Here is a 17,812-nt window from a genome sequence, read left to right on the forward strand (position 1 = left end):
TGGTGACAGAAAGCCTGATCAGGTGACAGTCATCTTGGTCAGCCACAGACTGGGTCTAGAGCGCGTCGGATGCCACCGGATGCGCACATATGTTCGATCTGCGGTATCGTCGGGCCCATGCCCGAACTCTCTCGGCTGGACAGGGCGTGGATGAACCTCGATCAGGTCCGTGAACAGCTGCTCAACGCCGCAGCGTTCGGCAAACATCTGACTCCCGATCAGCTTGAGCACGCAGCGAGCAAGGTCTCGGAAGGAATGCGGATCTACGCCGAGGAAACGCAGCGACGCCCCTGACCGACTACCCGCGCTCGATAGCGGCCCAGTGTGCTGCAACGGGGTCGGCCTCGCGTAACCGACTGAGGGCGGGTTGGGTCAGTGTGTGTCGGGTCCGAGGTCGATGCCCAAGTCGGCGGCGATGCCGCGACCGCAGTGAGCAAGGCGGCGTACAGTCTCGGGCCGGATCCCGGTCGCTAGGGAGGTCGCCAACAGGGTTGCCATGGAATGGGTCGGGTCGGCGTCATGGGCGGCCTGTACAGCGATGCCCGCGAGCGTGCCGTCACCGCGGACGTAGGCGTTGAACCCGAGAAGCGTTGCGGCATCGGCACGGTCGCTGCCCGAGGTCGCCTGAGACAGGGTCACCCACAGGCGTTCGGCGGCGTCGGCGTGCTCGCCGACGGCGAGCCCGAACAAAGCGTCGCGCACGACCCGATCCCGCAGTGCCACAGCCAGATCGGCGAATTCACGGGCAGTAGGGTTCGTGCCGGAGTCGGTTTCGGCGATCTGCCACAGCACCCGCTCGAGCGTGTGCCGGTGATAGGCGTCGGGATCGCCAGAGCGGACGGCCGCGGCGTACCGGTCGTGCGCCAGGCCCACCGATTGTTCGAGGTGCGCGGCGACCCGTGCGGTGAGCTCGGTGTCGGGGGTGATCAGATCGGTCAGCTGTGAGCGTGTGGCTCGGATCGGGCGCCCGTGGAACACATGCGCCGCGGTCACCATCGAGGCCGCTGGATCTGGCAACGTCCCGTGATGGTCGGTGTCGAGCAGGCTCCACCATGGTTCGTTCGCTTCGATCGATCGCACGGCCCACGCCCCGGCAAGCAGCACCTGCTGGTCTGCGAGCAGTTGCGTGAATGCCTCGATCAGCCCGGCATGGCCTCCCCCGCTTGCATTGTCGCGGTCGAGGTCCGGGCGTGGTGGCAGTGCCCGATCGTCGACGATCACCGCCAATACCTCCCGCGAGCCGTCCATTGTGCAGATCCGGGCGACGGCCTCGGCGTACGCCGCCGCCGACCCTGGTCGCTCATTGCCGTCGACATACAGGTCGAACCGTGCCACCGTGTCGATGGTCGGAGCGGCGTCGGGGTCGGGTGCATTCCGCAGCAGCGTGACCACGAGCGAGCGTTCGGGAACGAACCCGACCATGGCGGGCAAGGCCACGATCAATTCGCCGGGATCGCCCACATACAATGTGCCCGCCGAAAAGGACTGCGCGGCACGCTCGCCCGGATCTGGGATCCCCGCGTCGATGGGCTGGGAGCGGGCGTCGTCATCGGTGTTGTCGGACATGGGATTTCGTCCCTACCTTCCGTTGTCAGGGGGCTCACGGACTGTGGTGGTCATGGATGGATGTGCGATGACCGGAGCGCGGCCGGGTTGCGGCCGTGACGTCGGCGCCGAGGACAGAGCCGAGCCGGATAAGGCCGCCCGCTGCCGCGCGAGGACTCGACCGCTGATCGAGCAGAGGCGATCCGATCGCCGTGCACGAACGCGACGGCACGGTCGTCCACGGTTCCGAGATGGGGCGCGGATCATTTCCTGGCAGCGTGGATCAGGCTTGTTCGCGGCGGCATCCGGTATCGGCCAAGGGGGATCCGGTTCGATTACGTGGCTTGCGGCCTGGTGACACCGTCGAGCGAGTTCGCGCATGACCTCGAAGTGCTGCGCCCCGTGCCAGCGATTGCGGACGGTTACCAGTGGTGGGTCAACGTATGCAGCAGCTATTCGGGGGCGGTGGCGGGTTGTTCACCGGCACGGCGGTTTCGGTGCGCTCGGCCTGAGACGGCCGCGAACGAGTGAGCGGGCAGCATCGGTGGGATCACCAGAAATGGCTTGCGTCACCGAAGAGCTCGCGTGCGGCGATCAGCGCGGCGAGCAGATCCATCGGCCGGTCACCGGTGTCGGTCAGGGTGGCGTCGCGGATCTTGCGCAGTTTCAACAGGCTTGCGTTGCGGATGTCGACACCGAACGCGGGTGCGGTGGTGTCGTCGCCGGGGTCGGAGACGACGGTGTAGTCCGACAGCGCCAGCCATGCCTCATACCAGGCTTCGGCGGGCTGACCTTCCCGCGACGGTTTCTCGGCTGGGTCTTCGGTCACGGCCCAGCGGGTACAGCCGCAGTCGGGGTCGGCACAGCGGGTGAGGCGTTCGCCGAGCGAGGCCGGGTTGTAGCGGCTGCTGCGCCCAGCCAGCGTCGGGCACGCGCGCTGCGAGTAGCGACCGCATTCGGGATGGACGCCAGGCTCGACAGCGATTCCACGCAGGTAATCGCTAGGCCGCAGATACAGCACGACCCGGTCACCGAACGGTTCGCCGTACACCTGCAGAGGTTCACCGCACACCTGGCACAGCTTGCGGATGAACGCGTGCAGCCGACGGACGGGATCGAGGGCTCCCCACACCGGCTGGCTACGATCGCGATGCGCCAACGTGATGAACGGAACCACGAGCCCGTGAGCAATGGGCGCCTGCATCAACCGCATCGGCACCGGAGGCTGCGTCAGGGTGCGCGTGCGGCGCGGAGTCGGGGAATCGGACATCCTCACCTCGAATCTGGTTGTGGCGCCGCGAAATCGCGTGGCGCGGCGGGCATGCCGATCGGGGCTGCGGACAGCGTGACGGTGGTGATGCGGTCAGCGGTTCCGGGACTGTGGATGCGCACACTTATGTGGGCGGTGTGCGCGGTGGGGGTGGCGGGTTCTGCTCGCCAGGGTCCGAACCGGTCCTGGTCCACCTCGGGGAGGTTGGTTTCGATCCAGGCCAGCAGGTCTGCGCCGCTGCTGATCACGTCGGCATCCAGCGGTGTCCGGTGCCCGGGTCGTGGTCGTGTACATCGACCACCGTGGGTGCTCCAGGAACGAAGACGGTCACCGACCGAGGCAGCACCGCTTGACGGCCGCCAGCGGCCCAACGACCATCGGCGATCACTCGCCGGCCATAACAGCCGAGTTCGGTGGGCGCGAGATACCAGCTGATTCCGGCGGAAGGTTGTCCGAATGTGTTGGTTTCCCAGTGGATTCGGCTGCTGCCGTCATCGTTGACTGTGACGACCTGGCCGGCGTGCTCGACCCGCACCAGCGCCATCACCGCCAGCGGCCCAGTACATGCGAGGTCGAGCCCGCCGAACACCGCGACGGCGGTGCCCGGGCGTGGCGGCACGGCAAACGCGGCGCGATATCCGGCGACGACGACGCCTTCGACGGTGCGTGGGTCCTCGGGCAGATAGGGCCCAGAGCGCGGGTCAGTGCGCATCCGCGCGGTGTAGGAGTGGAGGTCAGTGCCCATCGGCGCCACCGAGATGTCGGGGGCCGGGTGCTGTAGTGAGCGTGCGGTGCAAACTTAGCAACCGGGTGTCAAGGTTGTGATGTCTGGTAAGTACGGCGGCCAGGATGGTGCGTTGGTGGTGGCGGTTATCAGAGGAACGCGGATACGTGTCGGGGCGTCGGGGTTTCTGCTGGATTGGGCGGTGTCTCATGCGAATTCGCGCCTTTCATTGGGGAGTTGCCACCGCGAGCACGGAGATGGTATGAGCAGATATGTTGGGACTCAGGCGGTTTCGAGATCGAACAGGTCTGCGTAGCGTTCCGAACCGTCGTAAGAGGGGCAGTCGCATTGAGGGAATGCGCGCACGCAGTCGGCGCAGAACCCGCAGGCGATGCAGTGCGGGCCGGTGGGGTCGTCATTGAATTCGCCGCATTCGCCGCAGTAGCCCCAGTAGTCGGTGGCGTCGCTGGCCCAAAGCGAGGGTTGGTAGGTGTGGTTGGAGTACCAGCTGCCCTGGTCCCAATGCCCGCGGTGTTCGTTGAAGATGTAGGCGCTGTGCTTGGCTGCGGGATCGACGCTCAGCAGCACCATCTTGTCCGAGCCGAGCCAATCTTCCAGCCGCGCGCGTCCGGCCCAGGAATCCAGTGACCCGAACGGGCGTCGTGGTAGGAACTCCTCGGCAGCGATGCGGGTGTCCGAGCGCAGATCACCTGGGGCGGGGTGCACGTTCTCGGGCAGGATCCCGTTGTGCGCGAGCACCGTTCGCTCATCGCCACCCACCAGGAAGGGGTGACAGTTGTTGACCGTGCGTGGCCCATGGGTGGCCAGGCGGGAATGGAACAACGCCGCCCCGTCGGGGTATCGGTCTCGGAGAGCGGCGAATTCGGTGATCACCACCTCAGCGTCGAGGCCGTGGCCGACGGTGATGGTGTTGTTGGTGATGATGGCGTAGCCGTGGCCGTGGGGGTTGGCGATCGCGCCACCGCGCAGGGCGTCGAGGTTGGGGTTGATGCCGGGTTTGACGAAGGTCAGGATGCACATGCCAGGTCCTCCAGTTCGGCGAGAAGCGGTGAATACTGCGGGCGGGCACGAAGCCAGGTGGTGAACGCGGCCCATTCCCAGCCGCGGCGGCGCGCGATATCGGCCGCGGTCAGACCGCGCGTGTATTCCACGGATGCGGCCGCGAAGGCGAGGGCGGCTTGCACCTGTTGTGGCTGCAGGGAGCTGGCGAAGATCCGCAGTTCGAAGGTGTGCTCGGGGCGCACGTTGATGGCGTGATAGCGGCCCGCGCCGCGCTCGCCCTTGGCGAAGGCCAGCACGTTCGAGCGCGCGTGCGGAGAGAATTCGGCCCAACTGGAGGATCGGCGCGCCAGCCTGGTGACCGGAGTCTGGTTGCGGTAGACAAACTTCAGCCACCGGTAAGCGTGGGTCGAGGAGTCGAACCCGTCGCGGGAGAGGTGGACGTGGATACCGACGTCGCTGTCGGTGTAGCAGCCCAGCACCTGCAGCCGCGCCAGCAACCCCCACGGGAATTGCGTGCGCGCGTACTCATACGACATGGGGTGGGTGACCAACTCGAACCCGCACGGGCTGATCGAGGAATCCTCCTTCAGATACGCCAGGTCGCCGAGGTGGGCCAGCGCGGTGTCGACCGCGTCGTTGAAATGGTCTGTGGGGGTTTTGATTTCGAGTTCGAGCCCCAGGAACAGCGGGCCGATGCCGTGGAAGCGGGGTCGGGGTTTGTAGTCGTAGCCGTAGACCGCGGGATGGCTGGGGCGGGTGCAGTCTTGGCAGTAGGTGTCGTGGTAGGGGATGAGGTCGCAGCAGTCGGCGCATTCGCGGTAGTCCTCATCGAGGCAGGCATCGCAGACCCGGTTTCCGCCTTGGACGCCGTATGTGTCGGTGCACAGTCGGGCACAGTCGTCGCAGGATTGGTAGTCGCGGACGCAGTTGCCGCAGATCTCGCGGGCACCGACCGCCGTTGTGGTGGTGCGGCTGTAGGTGCGGCAGTCCGCGCACCGCTCCCATCCGGACACACACCGCGCGCACAGCAGAGTGCCGTCGCTGGTGAGGTGCGGGCTGCGGGTGTGCCCGCCGCATTCGACGCACACCGACAGCTCATCGACGCACGAGAAGCACAGGCATTCGCCGTCAACGGTCGCGGTGAGATTCGCAGGCGGGAGAGGATCGGCACACTGCGAGCACGCCGAGTCGGGCACAACGGATGCGGGCATGACAGGAGACCTTTCGATGAAAATGGAAAGAACCCCGTACGCAGCAAGAGCTGCGTACGGGGTTCTCGGGGACAGATCAGCGAGAAATGGGTCTCAAGGCCCGGCGGCCGGATGCCGCGACGCCGAGGAAGTCGACAGCAGCCGGCCGCGCACGGGCGGGTGCCCGACAGCGCGGTGCCTTCCGACGCACTCGCAGTCGGGGAACACGATGTCGCAGTCGAAGCACCAGCCGCACCCGAGGCAATAGCGGCTTTTGCGGTCGAAGTCGACGCGCAGGCACGACCGGCACAGGTGGCGGCGAGCCGGACGCCGCGCTGGGGCTGGTAGCTGGTGTTGGAGTACCAGATGCCGCCATCCCAGCGGCCCGCCTGTTCACCGAAGACGTAGGCGCTGTGGCGGTAGGCGGGATCGACAGTGAGGATCACCAGTTTGCTGCTGCCCAGCCACGATCCCAGACCACGCGCGCCGCTGCGGGTGTCGATCGACCCGAACGGATGCCGAGCCAGGTATTCCTCAGCGGCGATGCGCGTGTCCGAGCGCGGATCGTAGGGGCCTGGATGGACCCGTTTGGGAAGAGTGCCGTTGTGTCCCAACACTGTTCGTGCATCACCGCCGAGATGGAACGGATGACAGTTGTCCACGCTGCGTTCGCCGTGGGTGGCGTAGCGGGAATGAAACAGGCCCGCCCACCGCGGGTAGCGTGCGCGCACCGCGGTGAAGTAGTCGATGACCGCGGTGGCGTCCATGCCGTGTCCGGTGATGATGCGGGTCCCGGCGATGACGGCGAATCCGTGACCGTGCGGGTTCACCCTCGCCCCGACCGACAAGGCGACCGGATCCGGTGGGGTGCCGGGCGGGAAGTAGGTCAGCAAGCACACGACAGGTCCTCCATCTCCGCCAGCAGCGGCCCATAGAGACCGTTCTGTTGGGTGACCCAGGCGGCGAAGCGCGACCAGTCCCACGCCCCGGCCCGCACATCGGCGACCCGCAGGCCGCGGGTGTAGTCGATGGAGGCGGCGGTGAAGGCCAGCGCGGCTTGGACCTGCTGAACATCGAGCGAGCTCGCGAACACCCTGAGCTCCAGGGTTTTTTGTGGGTAGGGGTTGATTGCCTGATACCGGCTCAACCCCAACGCGTGCAGCGGGTCCTTGGCGGTGTCTTTGACCTTCGCCCGCGCTCGCTGATCGAACGGCGCGTAATGCGAGCGCCGGCGCGCGATCGTGGTGACCGCGGACTCGTTGCGATACAGCATCTTCATCCACCGATAGATGTGCGCTGCCGATGCGAATCCGTCACGGCTGGCATGGATATGCAGCCCAACACTCGAGTCGGTCTCACAGCCCAACTCGGCGAGCTGTCGCAGCAGCGGCCACGGGAACTCGCCGATCGCGTAGTCGTACGACATCGGGTGAGTCACCAACTCGAACCCGCCGGGCTCGATCGAGGAATCACGCTTCAGGTACCCCAACGGGCCGAGATGATCGCCGGCGAGCGCGACGCATCGCCGGTACTGGTATTCGGGGACAACGATTTCCAGTTCCATCCCCAGATACAGCGGACCGTCGCCATAGAAACGTGGGTCGGGTTTGTAGCTGTAGTTCCAGACATGATGCGGGTGATCGCAGCTATCACAATCACCGCCGACGCGGGTCAGGGTGCCGCAGCCGCGGCAGCTCGAGTACTGCTCGGCGCATCGAGCGCATATGCGGCCGCCACCGGAGAGGTAACGGCTGGCAGCGCTGAACCGGCTACAACTGGTGCACAGGTCGAAGAACGCCTCCGTGCAACGCCCGCACACCACCTCACCGGAATCGGTGCGCTGGTACGGCGCAGTCAGGCGACGGCACGACACGCAACCGACCCACCCCGCCGTGCAACGCCCGCACAGCCGGTACTCCTCCGCGGTGTCGCTCACCACCACAACACGGTGACGGCAGCCATCGCAGCGCGGCAGATCCGGCAAACAGCGCTGGCAAACCCACTGATCATGAACCGGGAACCGGCCACCGGAATCAGTCGATCGGCACACGACACACCGCAATGCAGAGGGAGGGGATTCAGGCATGGCACAACGCCTTTCGGACACGAAAGAACGCCAGGTCCAAGCTGTGCTCGGGCCTGGCGTTCGGATCAGTGGGAGATTTCAGCTACTTGCGGGCGGATGGTGGAACGTCGGGGATAAACGAGATGTCTTGCTGGCAGTGCCCGCGCTAATCGAAAGACACAGAATCAGAACGGAATTGATCGATGCAGCCGTACCAGGAGGGAACCGATCGGGCCGCGCATCGGTTGGGCGAGGGCAATGCGGAAGGCTGGATTCGTCGCCGACGATCAGCGGTATTCTGATGGTTGGGGACTGACGCGCGGGTCGGCCGGTCAGGGATCGGTATGAACGACAACATCACACCTCGTCGTGCCCGCAGCACGCGCTCACCGGAAGCCGTCGAACGGCTTCGACGCTCTCGCGATCGAATCCGCGATCGACGCGATGCCGCTCGCAGACGGGAACAGGCTGTCAGCGGGGCGGTCAAGCAGTACATCACCGCTTGGCAAGAGATCACGAGCATCGAGCAAGCACGTGAGGACAGAATCGCTGCGCTACATCAGCAGATAACGGCGGCGAAGGAGCGAGCGGCCACCGAAATAGCCGAGCACCGACAACGGCAAGCACTCGCCGCCGCGACGATCCGTGAGCAAGGCAACACCGACGACGATGTCGCCGACCTGCTCGAAATCACCCCGAAGCAGGCCCGCCAGCTGATAGCTGCCGCCAACGACGCCGCGAACACAGGGGCAACAGTCCTCGGCTCAACCGGTGACCGAGGGAAGGCCGATACCGCCAACAAGCGTGCCGAAGGCGGGCCGTTCGTCCGCCCAGGATTTACGCGCTCAGCGACTGATACAGCTCGAAAGGTCTTCCATCGCAGCGAAACACCGCAGCCAGATGAAATCCAGGAATTCCCCGAGCGTGGATAACACGGTGGACGCCGTGCCCAACATGTGCGTGGACACCCGAGCCGATAACAGGCGTTGCAGCCACAAACTGTCAGCCATCAGATGTTGGCGTAGCCACCGACATTCCACACGACCCACGTGAAATTGTTGGGAGGCATCGCCTTCCGAGCAGGCACATTCGGGGCGGGTGAGTACGGCCAGAAGCACAGACCACACCCGTGGCAGTATTTACCCGCGCTCCAGACGGCGCGGGCAGTCGGCAGTCCGCGAGAGATGCGGTTGTTCAGGCGGATTCGATGAACGGCGATGGCAAACGCGATAGCCGAGGGTGTGGCGAATGCTCCAAGGAAGAACAGAGCACCGACGAGTGTCCATCCCCATCCCACGTCGGGTTGTGGCCGCAGCACTGAGATGGTCAGCGGTGCAACGGCGATGAGGAAGGGGATCGCCATGATTAATCCCCACATCACCGGTCGTCCAGATGTCCGTTGAAGTGGTGTCAGTGGAAGAGTTCGTGCGAGGCTCGACGTTTGGGTGCGTTCGATCGTCGCGGAGCCGATGACCGGGATGAAGCCGCTGGAAGCAAGTCCGACCCCGGAGTAGTAGTCGGTGCCGGTGATCGTCTGGACCCCGGTAGCGCGGATTGCGGGCACACTTTGGACCCAATCCATGCGACCGCAGGCCGGGCAAGAAATGTCGATATCCATGCCTACGTCCCCTCCCGACGGTGGCGCGCCGCGGTGACGTCTGCTGCGCAACAGCGTCTCCGGTGGTATCCGATGCTGTGGCGAATGATCCTCATATGGAACACGGCGCGCAGCCTGATGTCGAGGGACGTGGCGGTGGTCGGCGTGTTGGGCAGGAGCGCTGCGCGGCTTCATCGGTTTCCTCTCTGGGGATCTGCTTGTGCTCAAAACCAATTCGTTGGTGAAGGCGATCGGTGGAATGGGCTAGGCACGGATTCCCTTGAGCGACAATGACGATCGCTAGAGGCGCTCCGGTCTGTTCGTCCGCCTACGCGATGCGCTTCAGGCAATCCCAATGGCAACCCACCTCGTCGCCTGGCTGCATAAGGTGGTGATGGCCGAAGGTCGCCTTAGAAGTGCCAACATGCTGCGGATGCCGCGTCATGAGTTCTATCGACATGTGCTTGTCATGTGGTTGGATCCAGGCTGTGCTCCATCGCCACCAAGTCGCGTTTAAGGGCACTATGAATGCGCGATCGTGGTATCAGCCGGTAGTGCGGAACTCGCGAGTCACTGGATGAGCGTGTCGGAATCAGTCGCCGCTAACAGTCTCGAGTAAGGCGCCGACATTACCGGCATGGCATCTCCTTCCTACCGTGGTGTGAAGAACCGAATCGCTTACGACCGCGGTGAGCTGCTGAGCAAGGTCGTGACACCTCGGAATGTGACGGACCGGATGGCGGAGCGCTACACCGGCCCGCTCCGAGAACTCAACGGATGGGTGGACGAGGTACGAGCCGCGACTGGTGAAAGCGTTCCGTATTTCGATCCCCGAGCAGCATCAGACGGTGCGAAAGTACTGATGCTGCTACAGGATCCCTCCGGCGCTGCTGACGGCGAATCCGGCTTCATCAGCCTGCACAACAACGACCAGACCGCGCACAACGTGTACAAGCTGTGCGAGGAGACATCCCTCCAGTACGCGGATTACGTGCCCTGGAATGTGATCCCGTGGTGGGTTGCCAACCCGGCAAAAGGCCGACGCACGTTGGGAGCGGAGGCTCGGCGGGCGCGACGGTATCTGGAAGAGGTGGTCGACCTGCTGCCCGGTGACCTCGCGGCCGTCATCGTCATGGGCAAGTCGCAAACCTGGCCGGCCTGGCACGCCGCAGTCGGAAAGAGCCATCGGCGGTTTCGTGGTGCCGAGGTTCTGTTCACCGCGCACCCTGGTCCACTGTCGATTAACCAGGTAGACAAAGACACCAGTCGTAGGAACCGCGACGACATCGCAGCCGCCTTCGTGCGGGTCGCGAGTATGGTCCGATGAGTGGTTCACCACCGGGCGCCATCGGCGAATCGCTGCATTCCGGCAGCGTCGATGTCGCGCAGCCAGAGTTAGCTCCAGACGAACGGCCAAACTATCTGGAGAAGTCCGCTGATTCCGCTCGCATGGGTAAAGCGGCGGAGTACCTCGTCGCGGCGATCTGCATCCTCGCTACTCGGGGCCAACTGAATGTCTCGACCTCGATGGTCGATGATGAAGGCGTCGACCTGGTATTCCACCTCCGCGACCACACCGCCACGCTGGCAGTGCAGGTCAAAGCACGCATGTCGGATGGGGCGGTGGCCACCCGTGGCAGGCTCCGGGCGCAGATCCGCCAGGCGACTTCCGCCCTAGGGGTGATCTGGATCTCTTGTTCATCTTGGTCGATATCGAGCACGGCACACTCAGTGCGGCTTGGCTGGTGCCGAGCCGAGATTTCGACCGGCTCAAGGGAACACCGACAACGCGAGGCACACTACGGTTCGCCGCGTCGGCCAGTGCGGAGAGTCAGGACAAGTGGTCGAGCTATCGGCTTACTGCGGCAGAGTTGCCGAGGCGGATTGTCGAACGGGTGCAGGCGCTCGATTGCTCGTGAGGCTGATGGCTATGGTAGTCGTGGAGTCGGCAAATTGTCTGATTGGGCAACAGAACCGCGTAGCCGATCACCTACGCCGATCACTAATCTCGGAATTCCGGGTTCGGCGGTGACTCAGAACTCAACTCGCGAAGGCGAACGCCCGAAGCGAAATATTCAATATCATTGGAAATCTGCGGGTTCGAATCCGAGGTTATCCACAGCAATTGTCCGACGCTTGGGCGAATTTCTTGATCAATCTCACTCAGTGGCTCTATGAATCTAATAAAGAAATTCCGGAAAGGGGAGCGGTTAGGTGCCGCCAGGAAGCCCACTGTCCACCGCTCTGCCCTCGCCTTTTGGCTTCTGCGCGTGTAGGCATCGCAGCCCAAGCTCACGCCTCCGCCTCCGCAGCACGGTGCTATCACCAGATAATCCCCGTAAACAGCGACGATCTTAGCTCTGCAAACACCGAGTTTCCGAATATGCCGATAGTCACCATGCCGAATTGAGTGCCAAACCGGCCGGAGCGCCATCTCCCAATCGTGCTGACCGATCAAGTTTCTTCCCCCTCTTCTTTAGGGGTATTGCTCACTAAGTCGCGGCGTTCGTGTGCGGTACTGTCATCGGCTTGTTTCGCCAACATCGCTTCCCAATACTCGCCGTGGCTACCCACAAGTCTCATGTAGCTTTCAAATATTTCATTCTGCAGTGCCCGCTTATTCTTCGGGTTTGAAGCAGTCAGATAGCGATACTTTTCTCTAAGTGCAACCAGGTCGTTGTAAATCACCTTGCGCTTCAACCAGTACTCATCGAGATTCCAGTAGGCTAGGAGTGCGCCAATGATGGTGGTAAGTGCAACTATTATAAGAGCGGCATTCCTGGATACGGTTGCGTACGTGTCGCTGTCTATCTGCAGTCCCAGGAGTACCGTCGACGTTCCGCCCAGGATCATCGCCGATATGTGAAGAAACCAAGAGGCATTCTTTAGTCGGTTCTTTCGTTTATTGTGACGTTCTACGGCATCGTCCAGCAATTTTTCGAGATAACTGTCAATATCTGCCGACACCCGAATATCGTACCGTCGACCGATGTCATGCGGTAGAGAGTCGCGCCTGCGGATGCTCATCTGCGGTCGGTGAATTCCGTACGGACTGCTCGGTTCTCAACCCAGCTACATCGAAGGTTCAGAGGTTCCGTCATCAGGTCGGGAAGGGAGAGCCGAGAGGTTATCCAGCGTTGGAATATAGCGACCGCCCGCTCGCCCCAGTGCCGGGCACGTCCACCACGCCGGGCTCTGTCGGAGCCGAACCTGCTTGCTCGCATCAGCCCTCGCCGATCCGCGCCACTTGCTGATCTTCACAGGCTGACGACCGTTCTCCCCGAGGTTGGTGCTCTTTCACCAGGGTGGCCTGTGCAGCTACCGTTGGCGACCTGGGCGGATCGTTCCGGGCTGACCGTACAGATACGCCTTCGCCGCAGCAACCTGCATCCGTCAGCGCAAGTACTCGGGTCGGCGGCCTGCTGGTTTGCTGCTCCGTGGTCCTAACTCAAACCGCCTGCCTCGTGCTAACGCCGGAAACTCGTGCGTGTCGGTATTCGGATCGGCGTGAATTCAAATTCGGTTTGGCTGGGGCAGGTGGCGCAATCCCAATTGTGGGCCGCATCTCCGCAGGTGCATTCATAGTGAAGGTGGCGCAATAGGGTAGCCGTGATCCGATCCTCATCGCCGAGTGGATCTGGCACATCGAATTCCGCCTAGCATCGTCGGGACTGTTGCCGTGCCGAGGAATTCGGAGATCCCGCGTCCCATGTCGCCGTATGTGGACGAACCTGGCGTTACTTTCTCGACCGATGCGAAGGGCGTACTAGAGATGGCTACCGCGATGCGGGAAATCGGCGTGACCGAGCGTGGCCCAGAGTCGCTTGGCGAAATTGTCTACTAGGCAACGCGATTCACTGAAGAAAGAGCTCACGGACATGACATCGACAGACACGACTGGAGATCCATCGCAGTTTCGGCTGTGGGCGTTCGGTGATGCCCACGTCGGTACCGATCTGAAGTTCGGCCGGGAGAGTCTGGCCGAGGCGATCAACCAGTCCGAGTTCGGTGGGATGGATGGTGGACCGCCGTTCGAGTGGGATATCGCCGTCGACGTTGGCGATATGTCGGGGGCCCATCACACCCTGCCCGACGACGCGGAGGGAGCTGAGGTCCGTAGACAATTCGCGACACTGCAGAAGCATCGGCGCGAGGATGTGTACAGCATCTGCGGCAATCATGATCGCAGCGGATTGTCCGAACCGGATGCTTGGTGGTGGCAGAGGTGGGTGGATCCGCTTGGGCAGCACACCGAACACTCGGGCGTCGATGCGAACGCGCGCCCCTACCGCATCGAGGGGACCTGGGAACGATACTCGTTTCGGGTGGGAAACATCCTCTTCCTCATGATGAGCGATCGCAACGAACCCTCACAGCTGGTGGGCAGGGGAACGCTTGGCGGCAACCCCGGCGGCGTTGTGAGTGCCGACACCTTCGAATGGTGGAAGACGATGATCGATGAAAATCACGATTCGATCGTTGTTTCCGTGCACCACTATGTGCTAAAGAATACAACTGTCGCGTCGGGTGATTGGGAGGGTGTACGTACAGACTCTGATGGCAATTTGCATGAGCTCTATCATCGCCCCTTTCGTGACGGAACGCCGCAGGGTGCTTCGTATCTCTACTGGGTCGGCAGCAATCCCGACTCCGGTGCATTCGAGAATCATCTTGCCAGCAACCCCGGCGCTGTTCAGCTCTGGATCGCGGGGCATACTCACACAAACCCAGACGATTCACATGGTGACAAGACGCACATTGAGCGCAGCTGGGGTACCTACTTTATGAACGTCGCTTCTCTCAGTAGATATCACATGCCGCTCACGACACTGCCGATAAGCCGGCTACTCACTTTTACGCCAGGGAGTACCGAGGTTCGCGTTCAGTGCTACCTCCACACCGACCAATATGCTGCGCAAGGTTGGTATCCACCCGCCGAACGCACGTTGACGTTGGACACCCCGTTCCAGTGGTAAGTCCTTTCATGGTGTGCAGGACCGGATCACGTGGCCGACGCTTGCCTCTTGGGCGCTGGGGCCAGCGGTGTACCCACAGCAGGTAGGGCCACTTCGGAGCCTGTTTTTGGCTGAGCATGGGATCTGTCCGACACGCCATGTACCCGGATGCGTCAGGTAGTCTCGGGCGGCAACTGGAGCGTGGGGAGGGCGTGACGATGGAGACCTCGGACGAGCGCCGGATCGTGCAGGCGGACAGCGAGATTCGTGACATCGTTCGTGCGGCACAGCGGATCGTGGAACGTAGCACCGACGCGAGCATCACCGCTGAAGCGCACAGGATCATCCGGATTGCCCGTTCGCTCGGCCTCTAGTGCCGGTTCGTAGCCGCCCGGCATTTGCTGTTGATTGCTGTCGGCGTGGGGAGATGGCCGACGAAGCGTCGGTCCTGGCCGATGCGATGCCTCATTGGCGTCCTCTCGTGTGTCCACTAGATGGGCTGTTCGGGCACGTAAGTGATTGATGGCTCATGCCCGACCCGGCTGTGGGTGGGACTGTTTGCCCGTGTCGGCGTGCAGTCCTGCACCGATTCGGTGGGCTCGGGAGATTTGCGGCCGATCGACATGACGAAAACTGTCAACTCACCGTGGTCGCTCGCTTGGTGAACGACGACGTCGCTACTGCCAATGGCAATCGAATCCTGATCACGTTCAACCACGCAGGGATCGATTTTTACCTACCGCCAAGACCTCTTACGAGCGCGGTGTTGGGGGTCTGCGCCAATCTCCGTGCGGTTGGCAGATCCCGACCTCTGCACGGTCGTCGACAATGCGCCGGCGCGGCTCAACAGGGGTTTTTCAGTGTGCCGCCAGCGTGCCAAGACAGGCAGGTACAGACTGGACATGACGACGCCAGCGAGACATGAAAGTGCCTCTGACCTGGACGAGAGAGCACCAGCCGGACACCCCAGGATGAAATCCGGTTCCCTGGGGGTCAGGTGGTCGCAGGTTCAAATCCTGTCAGCCCGACCAGGTCAGAGGCGGTTTTCCGCCTTTGATCGGTGTTTTGAAACCCTCCAGCTTGCCTAGCGGTAGGCGAGCGAGCCGTCTTCGCTTGAAGGGGCTCCGAATGAAGTTGACAAGGCTCACTCGGCCGAGGCGGCGCGACCACCCTGGCCGACCGGATCTGTGGACACCGAGGCGGTTGCCGCGTCCGTTGAGGTCTGGTCAGTGCGTCCGGGCTTTCGAAGTGACCAATGTTGACGGTGGGCATCGCGCGACGCTGACCGGTACCATCTGGAATGCGAGTCGTGCAGACGACCCTATGGCGTCACCATCTACGAGTTGTGTGAGAGCACCGTCCCGTCGTGTATATCGCTGGAGATCGATTACTGCGACGGCTGCGGCAGCGGTCACATCGACACTGGCTCCGGCTACCCTCGCCCGGTTGAACCGGTGCCGGATGTGGTGAGCAGCCTGTCTGGCACGGAGGTTCAGTCGGGGGCCGACGACCAGCGGCAGCCGGTGCCGCCGCATATGCCCCCGATAGGTCTCGCGAACGTTCGTTTTCGACCCGTTGGACCGTGCGGTATGGCCGAGGTGGGCTCTCTGCGTCGATGGCCTCGGCGTGGTCACGGTGTAGGTTCGTTGGTCTCCGGCCGTGGGCTCAGTAGTTCACGGGCGAGGATCTCGGTCCACCAGCGCTCGACTCGTTCGGGTGACCAGCCGCGTTCGACGGTGAGAGTGGGGTAGACGTCGATATTGCACAGGGCGGCGTAGATGTCGACGGCAGTGGGTAGGTCGACGTCGGGGCGGAGGGTGTTATCGGGCCAGGCGGAGAACACCTGGACGCGCGTTTGATCGGCCAGGTGCCTGCCCTGGTGATACGCCGCGGCCAACTCGGGCTCCAGCGGCCCGCCTCGCGCACCAACGCGATGAGATCGTCGGCGCGTTCGAACAAACGCCGGTCGTAGCCGACCATCCCGGCGAGTCACAGATCCAAACCGGCCGCGACGCCCGCCGAGGTCAGGATTGTTCCGTCATCGATGAACAGGACCGACGAGTCCACCGGTAACGGGAGTAGGTGCCTGCCACGACCAGGCCGGTCGACAACCAGACATGCACTGCGGCGGCGGGTACGGCGACACCAATGACGAACGTCACCCACAGGGCGCCTGCACCGTATCCGATCAGGACTTCCCGGGTTGTGGACGTCGGCCAGTTGATGTAGCACCAGTGCCCGAAAAGTATTGGGCTTCCACTCCTGCCCACTCTGTCCAGCCCTGCCCAACCCCTGCTTGATCAGATCCCCGCCGAGACAGATCGTCGGTCGGCCCGCACGGCGGATGGTGACAGCATCCCTGCTGGGATCGCAGATCGCGACGACGAACTACTGACGCAGATGGAATCACTCTCGGGCGGTGCGAGTCGGTTGCGGTCCCGATGCTTCCACGGACAGCCAGAGGGGAACGGGAAATTTCGAAACAGAGTGAACCATCATGTGGTGCACAGCGTTTCTTCTCGTAAGCCCTCGACGGTATGTCAATAGCGTCGAGCGCCGTTCGGAGATCTTGCGCTACCCGCGTACGCGAGACTGCACGTCGAGAAGAAGAGGTTTCTACGTGATCAACGCCAAGAAGACAATTGCCGTGTGTGCGAGCGTAATCGGAATCACTGCCGGGATGGCGGTATTCCTTCCCGCGACGGCATCCGCGGCAACCTACGGTGGTCAGTGCGGTAAGGGATATGACGTGATCGATTCGCACGACATCGTCGGTGGCACCGCCTTTCTGACCTACAACGGTAAAAACAATTGCGTTGTCACCGTCCGGGACCAGGCGGGGAAACCCGTGCGGATGGGCGCCGGGCTCCGGCGGTCAGGGGATAGCCGCGCCGTAGTCGTCGACGACGCCGAATACACCGAGTTCGCGGGTCCGGTGAAGGTCGAGGCAAAGGGCGACTGCATCGACTGGGGCGGCCTCATCGGTGATGACGAGTGGCAGGTATTCAAAGTGCATTGCGGCTGAACGGCACGTGCCCGTACCTGTTCATACCAGGCCCCGGTACGGGCTCGTGCGCAAGGGGTCTGGCGGCAGCACCGATGCGTACTAGCGCCACACACGGACATACTCAATTCGGCATGTGCTTGCGTCGCCCGAGCTGGCTCCGGCAGCTGCTTGGCGAGGACCTCGATCATGCGGTCCGGGAGTAGGTTCGGGGTTGTTGCGGGGCGTTCGGGTTCACCGATGCCGGTGTGCGGGAATTATGGGAGAGTCATTCGGACATCTTGTCGTGGGCTCTGCGGTGATCGCCGACAGCCATTGCGGTAGGTGTCCTGAGGCCAGCCGAGGGTGCCGGTGTCGAGCCTGTCAGCGATGTGGCGTTTGGTGAAGGCAAGAACGGCAAAGCGATTCCGTTGTCGAGGGCCCGGAGGACCAGCTCGGA

16 protein-coding genes are annotated in these 17,812 nt (G+C 63.1%); 6 read left to right on the plus strand and 10 right to left on the minus strand.

Annotated features, from left to right (window positions below; translation table 11 throughout):
* Nucleotides 1-117: 117 nt before the first annotated feature.
* Nucleotides 118-294 (plus strand): DUF6374 family protein, encoded by a 177-nt coding sequence (locus tag AB0L58_RS18500; protein WP_364388074.1) that lies wholly within the window; start codon nucleotides 118-120, stop codon nucleotides 292-294.
* 78 nt (nucleotides 295-372) lie between these two features.
* On the opposite strand, the gene AB0L58_RS18505 is transcribed toward AB0L58_RS18500, so the two are convergent.
* The 7 genes from AB0L58_RS18505 to AB0L58_RS18535 all read right to left on the minus strand — a co-directional run bounded on the left by AB0L58_RS18505 (nucleotide 373) and on the right by AB0L58_RS18535 (nucleotide 7,691).
* Nucleotides 373-1,566 carry a DUF4192 domain-containing protein gene (locus tag AB0L58_RS18505; RefSeq protein WP_364388077.1) on the minus strand — a complete coding sequence of 398 codons (1,194 nt, stop codon included), beginning with the start codon at nucleotides 1,564-1,566 and terminating at the stop codon, nucleotides 373-375.
* Between the two features lie 529 nt (nucleotides 1,567-2,095).
* Nucleotides 2,096-2,815 (minus strand): hypothetical protein, encoded by a 720-nt coding sequence (locus AB0L58_RS18510; RefSeq protein WP_364388079.1) that lies wholly within the window; start codon nucleotides 2,813-2,815, stop codon nucleotides 2,096-2,098.
* A 2-nt stretch (nucleotides 2,816-2,817) separates the two neighbouring features.
* Nucleotides 2,818-3,063, minus strand: coding sequence for a hypothetical protein (locus AB0L58_RS18515; protein ID WP_364388081.1), 246 nt, complete (start codon nucleotides 3,061-3,063; stop codon nucleotides 2,818-2,820).
* Nucleotides 3,060-3,560, minus strand: a complete 501-nt coding sequence (locus tag AB0L58_RS18520) for a hypothetical protein (RefSeq protein WP_364388083.1) — start codon at nucleotides 3,558-3,560, stop codon at nucleotides 3,060-3,062. Before AB0L58_RS18520 ends, AB0L58_RS18515 begins: the two co-directional genes overlap by 4 nt.
* 261 nt (nucleotides 3,561-3,821) lie before the next feature.
* Complete coding sequence (locus tag AB0L58_RS18525) at nucleotides 3,822-4,580, minus strand: hypothetical protein (protein ID WP_364388085.1); 759 nt, start codon at nucleotides 4,578-4,580, stop codon at nucleotides 3,822-3,824.
* Entirely contained in the window at nucleotides 4,568-5,773 is a 1,206-nt protein-coding gene (locus AB0L58_RS18530; RefSeq protein WP_364388087.1) for a hypothetical protein, read from the minus strand. Before AB0L58_RS18530 ends, AB0L58_RS18525 begins: the two co-directional genes overlap by 13 nt.
* A gap of 865 nt (nucleotides 5,774-6,638) precedes the next feature.
* Nucleotides 6,639-7,691, minus strand: coding sequence for a hypothetical protein (locus AB0L58_RS18535; RefSeq protein WP_364388089.1), 1,053 nt, complete (start codon nucleotides 7,689-7,691; stop codon nucleotides 6,639-6,641).
* Nucleotides 7,692-8,161: 470 nt separating this feature from the next.
* Between AB0L58_RS18535 and AB0L58_RS18540 the strand changes: the two genes are divergently transcribed.
* Nucleotides 8,162-8,749 carry a hypothetical protein gene (locus AB0L58_RS18540; RefSeq protein WP_364388091.1) on the plus strand — a complete coding sequence of 196 codons (588 nt, stop codon included), beginning with the start codon at nucleotides 8,162-8,164 and terminating at the stop codon, nucleotides 8,747-8,749.
* A 77-nt stretch (nucleotides 8,750-8,826) separates the two neighbouring features.
* Here the strand turns inward: AB0L58_RS18540 and AB0L58_RS18545 are convergent, their stop codons facing one another.
* Nucleotides 8,827-9,435: a hypothetical protein gene (locus tag AB0L58_RS18545; protein ID WP_364388093.1), complete on the minus strand. Its 609-nt coding sequence runs from the start codon at nucleotides 9,433-9,435 to the stop codon at nucleotides 8,827-8,829.
* Nucleotides 9,436-10,051: 616 nt separating this feature from the next.
* Between AB0L58_RS18545 and AB0L58_RS18550 the strand changes: the two genes are divergently transcribed.
* The gene (locus AB0L58_RS18550; protein WP_364388095.1) at nucleotides 10,052-10,741 is read left to right on the plus strand and encodes a hypothetical protein; all 690 of its coding nucleotides are present in this window, start codon (nucleotides 10,052-10,054) and stop codon (nucleotides 10,739-10,741) included.
* 1,127 nt (nucleotides 10,742-11,868) lie between these two features.
* Here AB0L58_RS18550 and AB0L58_RS18555 read toward each other — a convergent pair.
* Entirely contained in the window at nucleotides 11,869-12,381 is a 513-nt protein-coding gene (locus tag AB0L58_RS18555; RefSeq protein ID WP_364388097.1) for an SLATT domain-containing protein, read from the minus strand.
* A gap of 911 nt (nucleotides 12,382-13,292) precedes the next feature.
* Between AB0L58_RS18555 and AB0L58_RS18560 the strand changes: the two genes are divergently transcribed.
* Both AB0L58_RS18560 and AB0L58_RS18565 read left to right on the plus strand, forming a co-directional pair.
* Entirely contained in the window at nucleotides 13,293-14,390 is a 1,098-nt protein-coding gene (locus tag AB0L58_RS18560; RefSeq protein ID WP_364388099.1) for a hypothetical protein, read from the plus strand.
* A gap of 191 nt (nucleotides 14,391-14,581) precedes the next feature.
* Complete coding sequence (locus AB0L58_RS18565; RefSeq protein ID WP_364388101.1) at nucleotides 14,582-14,743, plus strand: hypothetical protein; 162 nt, start codon at nucleotides 14,582-14,584, stop codon at nucleotides 14,741-14,743.
* A 1,256-nt stretch (nucleotides 14,744-15,999) separates the two neighbouring features.
* Here the strand turns inward: AB0L58_RS18565 and AB0L58_RS18570 are convergent.
* Nucleotides 16,000-16,266, minus strand: a complete 267-nt coding sequence (locus AB0L58_RS18570) for a hypothetical protein (RefSeq protein WP_364388103.1) — start codon at nucleotides 16,264-16,266, stop codon at nucleotides 16,000-16,002.
* A gap of 723 nt (nucleotides 16,267-16,989) precedes the next feature.
* Here AB0L58_RS18570 and AB0L58_RS18575 point away from each other — a divergent pair.
* Nucleotides 16,990-17,394: a spore-associated protein A gene (locus AB0L58_RS18575; protein WP_364388105.1), complete on the plus strand. Its 405-nt coding sequence runs from the start codon at nucleotides 16,990-16,992 to the stop codon at nucleotides 17,392-17,394.
* The last annotated feature ends 418 nt before the right edge of the window (nucleotides 17,395-17,812 follow it).

This window comes from Nocardia sp. NPDC052112 (genome assembly GCF_040680135.1).
GTDB lineage: Bacteria > Actinomycetota > Actinomycetes > Mycobacteriales > Mycobacteriaceae > Nocardia.

Excerpts from the sequence above, each read along its gene's own strand:
- AB0L58_RS18510 (WP_364388079.1), bottom strand. The coding sequence starts at position 2,815 with ATGTCCGATTCCCCGACTCCGCGCCGCACGCGCACCCTGACGCAGCCT.
- AB0L58_RS18525 (WP_364388085.1), bottom strand. The coding sequence starts at position 4,580 with ATGTGCATCCTGACCTTCGTCAAACCCGGCATCAACCCCAACCTCGAC.
- AB0L58_RS18545 (WP_364388093.1), bottom strand. The coding sequence starts at position 9,435 with ATGGATATCGACATTTCTTGCCCGGCCTGCGGTCGCATGGATTGGGTC.
- AB0L58_RS18520 (WP_364388083.1), bottom strand. The coding sequence starts at position 3,560 with ATGGGCACTGACCTCCACTCCTACACCGCGCGGATGCGCACTGACCCG.
- AB0L58_RS18500 (WP_364388074.1), top strand. The coding sequence starts at position 118 with ATGCCCGAACTCTCTCGGCTGGACAGGGCGTGGATGAACCTCGATCAG.
- AB0L58_RS18530 (WP_364388087.1), bottom strand. The coding sequence starts at position 5,773 with ATGCCCGCATCCGTTGTGCCCGACTCGGCGTGCTCGCAGTGTGCCGAT.
- AB0L58_RS18560 (WP_364388099.1), top strand. The coding sequence starts at position 13,293 with ATGACATCGACAGACACGACTGGAGATCCATCGCAGTTTCGGCTGTGG.
- AB0L58_RS18505 (WP_364388077.1), bottom strand. The coding sequence starts at position 1,566 with ATGTCCGACAACACCGATGACGACGCCCGCTCCCAGCCCATCGACGCG.
- AB0L58_RS18550 (WP_364388095.1), top strand. The coding sequence starts at position 10,052 with ATGGCATCTCCTTCCTACCGTGGTGTGAAGAACCGAATCGCTTACGAC.
- AB0L58_RS18540 (WP_364388091.1), top strand. The coding sequence starts at position 8,162 with ATGAACGACAACATCACACCTCGTCGTGCCCGCAGCACGCGCTCACCG.